Here is a 10,200-nt window from a genome sequence, read left to right on the forward strand (position 1 = left end):
GACGAACTTCCCAGATTGCTATCCTTTGATGGAAGGGGTTCTTCGTCATTGTACGGACATGGAAGTAGACCGAAATTATGTCGATACGCATGGACAAAGTGTTGTTGCTTTTGCTTTTTGCCATCTACTTGGTTTTAAATTGATGCCACGCTTCAAAAATATTGGTTCTCTAAAGTTATATCATCCAGAAGCTGGCATGCATGAATGAGGAGTATCCTCATTTACAGGAAGTTTTAAGTAGATCGATTTACTGGGATTTTATCCGTCAACAGTATGAACAGATCATTAAAGCAAACACTTTGAGCTGTATTTTTAGTATTACCGGTTTATTAGTAATGAATTTCTATCGTAAATAAGAAAAAAACCCATGATAAAAGGTTCTAACATGGGTTTTCGACTTTTTTTAAATAAAACAGAAATATTTTAAAACAATGAAATTTTTTAAATCTAGATTTAAGATAGAACAATAAAAACAGATACATCAACTTATAATAATGGAGAAAGCAGGCGAGCACCCTGTTCAACAATGCGTTCGGTCAGGGATCGTTGCAACAAGTCTTCAATTCTTAATGGTACAGAATCAGTAAGATCCCTCTCGAACTGCTCTGTGAGTTCCCTTGCCACATCAGCACTGTACACGACTTGACACACCTCATAATTCAGGCGAAAACTTCTCATATCATAGTTTGCTGCTCCTACTTCTGCGATCTCCTCATCTAGGATCATCAGCTTCGCATGTAACATTCCTTTGTCGTACTGGTAAATTTGGACTCCTGCTTCTATAAGTTCCCCGTAATAGGTACGGCTTGCAAAGCCCACAATTTTTTGATCAATATGACGAGGAACCAGCAATCTTACGCGTACACCACGAGCCACAGCTGTCTTTAATGCCATGATAATATCTGTATCTGGTACAAAGTAGGGTGTCGTTATATCAATCGTCTTGGTCGCCTGTGATATGCATATAAAGTAAGCCTGCCGAATGACCGGGGTAGGAACTCCAGGATTTCCTTCCAACGTATGAATGTACGCTTTTGGCAATGTCCCTGATTTGTTTACCTCTTTTTCCTCTACGATGCTCAATTCAGATCCCCATTCGGCTGACCATCTGGAAAGATCTACGCTGCCAGTTCGATCGACTTCCTTTGATTTATGTGTTGGAAATTTAGTGGGTTTTTTCGTTAACTTAGATTTTGTTTTCGACTTTATCTGTTCCGGCAAAGCGATATTCCAATGAACGTCGAAAATCGTCTGCAAATCTTCTGTTGCTTCCCCTATGATTTGCAAATGAGTATCCCGCCAGTAACCTATCTCAGGCTTTAATCCTGTATATTCATACCCCACGTTGATACCACCGGTAAAAGCTTCCTTTCCATCGATTGTGACAATCTTAGAATGATCCCGATAATTCCAATTGGACAGAATCCAGGGAAAGCGTAAGGGGAATATTGTCCGGCATTCAATCCCTGCATCCATCATCCGAAGGATCTCATTACGCGGAAATTTTTTGCTTCCCCAACCATCTCTCACAAAACGAACCCGAACTCCGTTTTCTGCTTTATCAATTAGCAGTTCTGTGATTCGATTCCCAATTTGGTCATTCCGGTAGATGTAATATTCCAGATCAATGGTTTTTTGGGCTGTTTGTAGGGATTTGATTAGTTGTTCATACTTTGCTATTCCATTGTTAAGTACTTGGACTTGGCCAACTCGAAGCCCATGCACGGTGAAATGCCGTAAAGCATCAGCGATTATCGAGGCAGAATCACCATATGTATCAGGTAATTTGTCAAACTCATTATGAGAAGAGGTTAATCTTTTCCGATGAATACGTTTGGGATTTGATGTGCTGAGATATAGCAAGAAACCAAGGACAGGCAAAATAAGGCCGATTGTTATCCAATTTAAAGCCTTGGCAGGCCTACGAACTTCCCAAATTGCTATGAATAACATAAAGAACGTATTTAACAGGTATAGATAAAAAATCCACTCCAACTGAAATCCCTCCCTTGTTTTTCTCTTAACATGTACAAACTGTTTATCGAGTATACGCTTTGAATACGAAGGAATTGTTTAGATAAACATTTAGGATTCACCTTGGGGGAACAATAATTATCAGCTAGAAGAGCGAAAAAACTAAGAATTCTGGAATGGTAAACGCCACGAAACATATAAGGGCTATATAGGGAATAAAATGAATGGACTATTATGAAGGAAAGTGGGGCATTGCATGTGAAAATCCATGTGGTGAATAGGGGGGATTCTTTATGGAGGGTTTCCCAACAATATGGTGTCAGCACCAACCGAATTGTTAGGATCAATGGCCTTGAAAATCCCGATAAGTTAGGTACGTGAAGTAGCCTACGATTTGACCTACGTAAGTCCGTTTGGTTATAGAATGAGGCAAGATGGCAGTTTAGAAGTCATTGATGACAACCCGACCATACAAGCGGCACAATCAACTAGGGTCATACCCATGATGTGCATAACGAATTTTTCCGCCACAGAAGCAGGAACACAACTTGCACATACGATACTTTCTGATTTAAGTTTAGTGGAAAAATTATTGACCAACGTCATAAAGACGATGAAAAATAAAGGGTACCGTGGATTGAATATCGATTTTGAAAGTGTAGCACAAGAGGACCGCGATTTCTACAATCGCTTTCTCCAAAGAGCAGTGAATCGATTGCGTCCTGAAGGCTACTTTGTGTCCTCCTCTCTTGCCCCAAAAACTAGCGCCAATCAAAAGGGATTATTAGTTGAAGCACATGACTATCGAGTTCACGGACGGCTGCTCGACTTCGTTGTGCTGATGACATATGAATGGGGTTACCGAAAGGGACCGCCACAGGCTATTTCTCCTATTAATCAAATCAAGCGTGTCCTTGACTATGCAGTTACAGTGATTCCAACAAACAAAATCTTTATAGGCTTTCAAATTTATGCACGTGACTGGCTTGTTCCTCATGAAGAGGGGCAGGAAGCAGAGACTTTCGACATGCAGGAAGCCATCAGACGCGCCATCCAATATAATGTAGAAATAAAATACGACGAGACAGCCCAATCACCGTATTATAGATACAAAGATAGTCAGGGACGCACACATGAAGTTTGGTTTGAGGACGCACGCAGTGCTAAAGCTAAATTCGACCTGGTGAAGAGTTACAGGGCAAGGGGTCTCAGTTATTGGGTACTTGGTTATCCTTTTCCCCAGAATTGGGAACTACTTGGGGATACATTTATTGTACGGAAATTGTAGGGTGTTTTTTAACTGTAAAAGGAGACTGCCCTAGAAGTTCAGTGCCTTTTGGGCATGGCATGGGGTCTACAAAGTGAGAGTTTTAGGATTAATGATTTTTTAGGGGCAAATGTCTAGTCCTAGGAAAACTAAGGAACATAAGATAAAATTAAATATACTCAATATAAGAAAGGGAGTTAAAGGTGCCTCCTTATCAATCACATATCTTTTATCAACCTCAATATTCCAGTCAGTTTCCGCAATACCCTGAGTCTGAGATTTGGGCAGAACAACAAATCAAACAAACATTATATCCTCATTTAAAATCACAAGTGTTAAATATTATTGCCCCTTTTGTAAAATATGGATTAGAAGAAGCAAAGGATACTTCATACGTCCATGCATTGCAGGAAGTTGCTGCAATGACCTATTTAATTGGTCAGGGTATGGATCCACAGACCGCTTATTTAACGGTCGAATCTTGGGAAATTAACGAATGTGAAGGGATGATTTATTAGGAGGACATTACTTTTTAGTTGTTTGTCTGGATCCCTGAAAAAGTCCAATTTTTCACTGTATGAAAATCTAGAAATATGGCAGTGTGAAGATGTTTGAGAACAAAATTTATCCTTTTTCGAGCATAATGACGGAACTAATTAATCAAGCCATTCAACAATTTGCTGGGAATCAGCTACAATGTGAAGACGTTTTAAACAAGCCGCAAAGAAATTGACGAAGCAAACCATAGTAATAGTAAGGTAAACTCATTTCTCTTCAGGCCATCTCAACAATCAAAATAAAAGTCAAACTGAAAACGCTGACCATGATCAGTGTTTTTTTCATTTGTATCCTCTCCATAAAGAGGTAGTCTCTAAATACTAAGGATTAAGATTTTCCCATTGGAAAAGTTAATCTTTTTAGATATATCATAAAGTTCAATTTGAAGCATAAAAATACCGTTTGAAAACAAACGGTATTAAAACTTATTGCTGTTTACCTATTTAAATCATTATTCATCTTTAATATCTGGGTCAGTTGCATCTTTAGGGTCTTCAATTGGATCTTCTGAATCAGGAACTAAATCAGCTTCATCATCATCTGGATCTTCTGAATCAGGAACTAAATCAGCTTCATCATCATCTTTATTTTCATCTGTATTATCCGGATCTGTTGCATCTTTAGGATCTTCAATTGGTTCCTCTGTATCAGGAGGAGTTGGATTATTATCCTCATCTGTATTATTACAACCCATTAACATGATGGCAGAAAGAAAAACACCTGTTAATAGTCTTAGATTCATTGTGATCGTCCTCTCTATTGGCTTTTTACTTGCCATATTACTTTCTCCTTTCCACTTTTTTTTATACAAAGTGTAAAACAGTGAAATAAAATGGATGAGGAGTCACCCGGTTAAGGAAAGGCATTCAGATTTGGCGCTCTATTTGTTTCCGACTCAATAAACCCGGCCTGTTAACCGCCTTCTCAAAGGCTGGTTTAAATCACATCGGTTCGGTGTTAATCGAATTAATTTAGAAAAACTACAACGTCACACTGTTAGTGTCATAATTTAAATTGAAATTCTAAAGTTTTATGTCGCGGAATATCTCCTATGATTCAATTGTTAAAAATAACAATAAAAATGTTCTGGATGGATATATTAAGATTGTTTTCTATAAAAAAGGAGGAAGTGTTATGAGATTACCCCAAGACTTCAAAAATTTTTTAGGCGTAAATCCAGCTAGGCATAAAACAGAAGGGTTAAGTTTAGATCCATGCTTTACACATCTCATCATACATAAGGAGATACATGGGGATAAAGTATACGTACCATTAGATATAAAGAGAATTTGGAATCGTTTATAGCAATGTAAAATAGCAACCGTGGGATATAATACGGTTGCTATTTTACATTTCAAGGAAAAAAGGATATTAACTTGTTTTCATGATGAGTTCTGGGTATTTAAAATGGATAAAATTTGAAGGTATATAAAGTTCTGTTTTCACCATTCTAAAAAAGTAATTTATTAAAAACAAGGAGGCGTTATTCATGACAGTAATCAATGACCTTAAGACAACTCTTGCAGGTTTGAAAAGTGCACAGGCTAGCTTTGAAACCTTTTCACTTGGTACAGACAACGAACAAGCAAAGCAACTTTACCAAGATGCTGCTAAACAAACTCAATCCGTTGTAGACACCATTGAACCACGTATTCAACAAGTCGAACAAGAAGAACCCCAATACAAACAACAATAATAAAAAAGCAAGAAAAGGTTGGTTGAGTTTCAACCAACCTTTTTACACCTTCAATGATAAAACAAAGGGGTGATTTCATGAAAGAAAAAACAAACAAATTAATCATTTTTCTTTTATTACTAACTGTTATCGGATTAGGCTCAGGATGTAATAGAAATCAAAATCAATCTGGTGAGGACCATGAGGATTTGAATATTTCTCAGGTACATACAAGCAATCCAATCAATCAATCCGTGGCGAATCAAGCAAAAAAGAAGGTCATCACGGAGGAAGACATTTCGGATGTGAAGGCTGTGAATACGGATAAAGAGCTATTGATAGCGATCAAAGTCGAAAACTTTGAGCGTTTTCGATTAAAGAAAATCGAAAAGAACGTGAAATCAGACTTGGAAAAAGACTATCCGGATCATAAAGTCTTGGTTTCGACCGATTCAAAAATGTATTTGGAACTTGATCAATTAGAACAAAAAATCCAAAAGGGTAACACCAAACGGAAGGAATTAGAAAAGGATTTTATTAAAATTAAAAGTCTGATGAAAGAAAAAACCTAAGGAGAAAGAGGAGTCGGACCATGTCGAATAAACAAAAGAAAAAATTGACACCTGTTCAACAAGAATATCAAGGGATTCAAAAACACCGGGAAACACAGAGACCAGTAGTTAAAAATTGCATAAAAGCATTTTTAACAGGGGGCCTTATTTGTCTGATCGGGCAGCTCATTTCTGCCTTTTATATTTATTATTTTGATTTTACGGACCAAACAGCTGGAAATCCAACCGTAGGGACTTTAGTTTTTATTACGATGCTTCTTACAGGTTTCGGAGTCTATGACCGTATGGCTCAATTTGGAGGGGCCGGGACGGCTGTACCGGTTACTGGTTTCGGCAATGCCGTCATTTCTGCAGCGATTGAACATCGAACCGAAGGGTTGGTATTAGGGGTAGGCGGTAATATGTTTAAACTTGCAGGATCGGTGATTCTATTTGGCGTCTTTTCTGCGTTTGTCATTGCCTTGTTTAAAACAATTCTTATACAGTGGGGTGGTTTGTAATGTTAGAAGGTCATCGTACATGGGTCTTCGAACAAAAGCCCGTGATTATTTCTACAGGTACAGTGGGAGGGCCGTTTGAAGCAGATGGAGCTATCGCGAAAGATTTTGATCTTCTGCATGCAGATTTATGGCTTAATCAGGATTCTTATGAAAAAGCTCATAAAATACTTTTTGAAGAAGCTTGTCAAAAAGCAATGGAAAAGGGCGGGATTCAAAAGGAACAGGTTCAGTTTCTCCTTGCAGGAGACCTGATCAACCAGATTACCCCAACCAGTTTCGCGAGCCGAACAATTGGAGCCCCTTATTTTGGGTTGTTTGGTGCCTGTTCTACCTCCATGGAAGGATTAGCTTTAGGGGCCTATATTGTCAATACAAACGGAGCCAAATATTTGTTAACAGGGGCTTCTAGTCATGATACAGCCGTTGAAAAACAGTTTCGTTATCCAACGGAATATGGTGGACAAAAACCACCTACTGCACAATGGACCGTGACAGGGGCTGGTGCGGCCTTACTAAGTAATTCCGGGGTAGGGCCATGTGTCACTTCTGCCACAATCGGACGTGTTATCGATATGGGATTGACGGATCCATTTAATATGGGAGGGGCTATGGCTCCAGCTGCGGTTGATACCATTGAAGCTCATTTAAAGGAACGAAACATTGATCCATCTTATTACGATTTAATTGTCACCGGGGATCTCGGTCAGATTGGACATGAAGTGTCCCTTGATTTATTTAAAAAGCATGGAACCCCTATTCGTGAAGATCAGTATCAAGACTGCGGATTAATGATTTATCGGGAAGGGCAACCGGTTTTGGCAGGAGGTAGTGGCGCGGGGTGTTCAGCAACAGTCGTCTATGGTCATTTATTAAACCGAATGAAAAAAGGTGAATTTAAAAGAATGTTAGTCGTTGCAACAGGGGCCTTATTATCCCCCCTATCCTTTCAGCAAAATGAAACGATTCCTTGTATCGCCCATGCGGTGTCGATTGAATACGGGGGTGAACAATAGACATGATCTATTTTTGGGCTTTTGTCATAGGTGGTTTGATTTGTGTCATTGGGCAAATTATGTTTGATGTGTTTAAACTTACACCGGGACATACGTTAAGTACCCTTGTAGTGATAGGTGCCATTTTAGATGGGGTAGGTTTATATGAACCATTAATTGATTTTGCTGGGGCAGGAGCTACCGTTCCTATTACAAGCTTTGGGAATTCACTTGTACACGGGGCCATGCAAGAAGCCGAAAAACACGGGTTAGTCGGTGTACTTACAGGGATGTTCGAAGTGACAAGTTCCGGCATTTCAGCTGCCATTATTTTCGGCATGTTAGGAGCTTTGATTTTTAAACCAAAGGGATAAGGGGGATGTAAGATGACCATCGGATCGGAAGTAAAGCAATGTCTTGCCAGCCTAAAAGGCGTAGAAGCTAATCTTTCCAGTTTAGCATTACGTACACAAGATAACGAATCGAAACAAACCTTACATGAAACGATGATGGTAGTGAACGAAGTAGTGACAGATTTGAAAAAAAGGGTTGGAGAGTTGGAGAGGGAGGAATTCCAGTATAAAGGGTTTTAAATAAAGTATATAGGAGGTATTATATAGTGCCTGATTGGTTAGATGTATTTGTACGGGCTTTGTTGTTTCTCATTATCCTTTTTTTAGTAACTAAAATGCTAGGTAAAAAGCAACTATCTCAAATTTCTTATTTTGAGTATGTTACTGGTATAACCATAGGAAGTATTGGGGCAGAAGTTATTACGGGTCTTGAACGAAAAATTACAGTGGGGATTATAGGAATTATAACCACTGCCGCACTACCTTTTATAGTTGGACTTATTTCTGAGAAAAGTAAAAAGTTTCGGGACCTTATAGAAGGAAAAGGAACTGTTTTTATTAAAGATGGAAAAATCATGGAAGATAATTTGAAAAAGGAAAGATACACAACGGATGAATTGTTAGCATTACTTCGAAAGAAAGATGTCTTTCAGGTGTCTGATGTAGAATTCGCGATATTAGAGGCAACCGGAGATTTATCCGTTATGTTGAAGAAAGAGAACCAGCCTTTAACCGCAAAGGATTTAAACTTGACGGTCGCTTCAGTCAAGGAGCCTCAGACTGTCATAATGGATGGTGAAATATTGGATGAACCACTTTCGACGATTGGACGAAGTCGAGGTTGGTTACAAACTGAATTAGAAAAATTAGGGGTCACAATTGAAAATGTCTTTCTTGGACAAATAAATTCTTATGGAGAACTAACGGTGGACCTTTTTGATGATATATTGCAAGTACCATCTCCTCAAGAGAGGCCTCTACTTCTTTCGACTTTGAAAAAATGCCAAGCAGACTTAGAATTATTTGCACTAGGAACAGAAAATAAAGAAGCCAAGCAGATATATGAAAAAAACAGTGAAAAACTACAAAAAGCGATTGATAACGTTACCCACATCTTAAAAAATTGATTGTATGATCCGTTGTTCATGGGTTATTTTATTCGTTCTAAAAAACATAGGAGGCAGTTAAATGCCTCCTAAAACTCACCCAAAAGATGTCAAAGGTAATGCAGTAAAAGGAGATTATATATGTATATGTAGACAAAAGGGAAATTCAACTTGTCACGCCCCTTTTTAAAAAGATTGCTTTCAACTAATTACACATCTTAGCCTCATTCTGAAATCATATGCTTGTACATATATTAGCCATAAACACATGATAAAAGGTGATGTATATTTTTCAGAAAATCACGGCTATTATTATAGGAAGTCTATTATTGAGTATCGGAATAAACGGCTTTTTAGTTCCCCATCATTTATTAGATGGAGGGATTACAGGCATTGCCCTCATCATCCATTATTACTTTGAATTTCCGACAGGTTTAGCTATGTTCCTTTTAAGTATCCCTCTGTGTATATTCGCCTGGATCCATGAACGAACATTTTTTTATAATAGCTTTCTCGGTTTAATTGTTGCTTCTATATTCATTGATTGGCTAGAGCCTTTAAGAAACCAATTTTCTCTTTCTATTTTTCCGAGTATGTTAATAGGAGGGGGATTGATTGGAATTGGAGTAGGGATCATGCTTCGATATGAAGCAAGTACCGGAGGAACCGACTTGTTAGCTCAATTTATATCGAAAGCTTTTTCCGTAAATATAGGGGTAGTTATTTTCATGATAGATGGTCTAATTGTAACATCGGCGCTTAATACATTAGAGTTAAAAGCTTTCCTCTTTTCTTGCTTAACTATTTGTATGATCGGAATGATTACTTCTTTTATGGCTAGGCCATCGAATAGCTAAGGAATGAAAAAATGGTATGGTATAGAGCAAATAAAATACATAGTAAAGGACAAGGGGTAAACTAGAATGGATTTTTAGGAACCAATTGGTAATTTTGTCCATAAAAGTATATTCAAAGGTAGGGAAAGGAACCATTTAGAGCTTCAGATTGAATGATTGCATTTGCATTACACCCTCTACTGCTTTACCATTTTACTATTTTACTAATAAATAACTTATTGTCATATAGCGCTTGTAATATTTATAACCTTTTATAAATAAAGTACTTTAAATCAGCAGGTTATAAAGGAGCGTAAAAATGATTCTCTCTAAATTTGTAAATGAACTTCCCATTCCCCCAGTCTTA

General features: G+C 38.0%; 11 protein-coding genes and 2 pseudogenes. 11 read left to right on the forward strand and 2 right to left on the reverse strand.

Translation table 11 applies throughout. The annotated features are described in order from the left end of the window. Positions 1-299: pseudogene (locus tag AC1DIV_RS28995) on the forward strand (Tn3 family transposase); the annotation flags it as partial. A 187-nt stretch (positions 300-486) separates the two neighbouring features. On the opposite strand, the gene AC1DIV_RS29000 reads toward AC1DIV_RS28995, so the two are convergent. After that, positions 487-1,995: a phospholipase D-like domain-containing protein gene (locus AC1DIV_RS29000; RefSeq protein WP_413020609.1), complete on the reverse strand. Its 1,509-nt coding sequence runs from the start codon at positions 1,993-1,995 to the stop codon at positions 487-489. 240 nt (positions 1,996-2,235) lie between these two features. On the opposite strand from AC1DIV_RS29000, the pseudogene AC1DIV_RS29005 reads away from it, so the two are divergent. After that, positions 2,236-3,262, forward strand: a pseudogene (locus AC1DIV_RS29005) (glycosyl hydrolase family 18 protein); the annotation flags it as partial. Between the two features lie 182 nt (positions 3,263-3,444). Then, positions 3,445-3,759 (forward strand): hypothetical protein, encoded by a 315-nt coding sequence (locus tag AC1DIV_RS29010; protein ID WP_336867105.1) that lies wholly within the window; start codon positions 3,445-3,447, stop codon positions 3,757-3,759. 491 nt (positions 3,760-4,250) lie between these two features. Here the strand turns inward: AC1DIV_RS29010 and AC1DIV_RS29015 are convergent, their stop codons facing one another. Then, positions 4,251-4,577 (reverse strand): hypothetical protein, encoded by a 327-nt coding sequence (locus tag AC1DIV_RS29015; protein ID WP_336867108.1) that lies wholly within the window; start codon positions 4,575-4,577, stop codon positions 4,251-4,253. 711 nt (positions 4,578-5,288) lie between these two features. On the opposite strand from AC1DIV_RS29015, the gene AC1DIV_RS29020 reads away from it, so the two are divergent. The 8 genes from AC1DIV_RS29020 to AC1DIV_RS29055 all read left to right on the forward strand — a co-directional run bounded on the left by AC1DIV_RS29020 (position 5,289) and on the right by AC1DIV_RS29055 (position 9,854). Then, on the forward strand, positions 5,289-5,495 hold the full coding sequence (locus tag AC1DIV_RS29020) for a DUF1657 domain-containing protein (RefSeq protein WP_048689175.1): 207 nt from the start codon (positions 5,289-5,291) through the stop codon (positions 5,493-5,495). Between the two features lie 77 nt (positions 5,496-5,572). After that, the gene (locus AC1DIV_RS29025) at positions 5,573-6,046 is read left to right on the forward strand and encodes a YhcN/YlaJ family sporulation lipoprotein (RefSeq protein ID WP_477577898.1); all 474 of its coding nucleotides are present in this window, start codon (positions 5,573-5,575) and stop codon (positions 6,044-6,046) included. Positions 6,047-6,066: 20 nt separating this feature from the next. Next, positions 6,067-6,546, forward strand: coding sequence for a stage V sporulation protein AC (gene spoVAC / locus AC1DIV_RS29030; RefSeq protein ID WP_063596914.1), 480 nt, complete (start codon positions 6,067-6,069; stop codon positions 6,544-6,546). Then, a complete protein-coding gene (gene spoVAD / locus AC1DIV_RS29035) occupies positions 6,546-7,559 on the forward strand; it encodes a stage V sporulation protein AD (RefSeq protein WP_063596913.1) in 1,014 nt (337 codons plus the stop codon). The genes spoVAC and spoVAD overlap by 1 nt, the downstream gene beginning before the upstream one ends. A gap of 2 nt (positions 7,560-7,561) precedes the next feature. Then, positions 7,562-7,912, forward strand: coding sequence for a stage V sporulation protein AE (spoVAE, locus tag AC1DIV_RS29040; protein ID WP_063596912.1), 351 nt, complete (start codon positions 7,562-7,564; stop codon positions 7,910-7,912). Between the two features lie 12 nt (positions 7,913-7,924). Then, positions 7,925-8,131, forward strand: a complete 207-nt coding sequence (locus tag AC1DIV_RS29045) for a DUF1657 domain-containing protein (protein WP_048883024.1) — start codon at positions 7,925-7,927, stop codon at positions 8,129-8,131. A gap of 26 nt (positions 8,132-8,157) precedes the next feature. Beyond that, a complete protein-coding gene (locus AC1DIV_RS29050; protein WP_063596910.1) occupies positions 8,158-9,018 on the forward strand; it encodes a DUF421 domain-containing protein in 861 nt (286 codons plus the stop codon). 260 nt (positions 9,019-9,278) lie between these two features. Then, positions 9,279-9,854 carry a YitT family protein gene (locus AC1DIV_RS29055; protein ID WP_413020615.1) on the forward strand — a complete coding sequence of 192 codons (576 nt, stop codon included), beginning with the start codon at positions 9,279-9,281 and terminating at the stop codon, positions 9,852-9,854. Positions 9,855-10,200 lie beyond the last annotated feature (346 nt).

The sequence above is a fragment of the Peribacillus sp. 05N428 genome, assembly GCF_056397085.1.

Bases quoted from the DNA above. Each gene is read 5' to 3' on its own strand.
- AC1DIV_RS29015 (WP_336867108.1), bottom strand. From the start codon at position 4,577: ATGGCAAGTAAAAAGCCAATAGAGAGGACGATCACAATGAATCTAAGA.
- AC1DIV_RS29020 (WP_048689175.1), top strand. From the start codon at position 5,289: ATGACAGTAATCAATGACCTTAAGACAACTCTTGCAGGTTTGAAAAGT.
- AC1DIV_RS29025 (WP_477577898.1), top strand. From the start codon at position 5,573: ATGAAAGAAAAAACAAACAAATTAATCATTTTTCTTTTATTACTAACT.
- spoVAC (WP_063596914.1), top strand. From the start codon at position 6,067: ATGTCGAATAAACAAAAGAAAAAATTGACACCTGTTCAACAAGAATAT.
- spoVAD (WP_063596913.1), top strand. From the start codon at position 6,546: ATGTTAGAAGGTCATCGTACATGGGTCTTCGAACAAAAGCCCGTGATT.
- spoVAE (WP_063596912.1), top strand. From the start codon at position 7,562: ATGATCTATTTTTGGGCTTTTGTCATAGGTGGTTTGATTTGTGTCATT.
- AC1DIV_RS29045 (WP_048883024.1), top strand. From the start codon at position 7,925: ATGACCATCGGATCGGAAGTAAAGCAATGTCTTGCCAGCCTAAAAGGC.
- AC1DIV_RS29055 (WP_413020615.1), top strand. From the start codon at position 9,279: ATGTATATTTTTCAGAAAATCACGGCTATTATTATAGGAAGTCTATTA.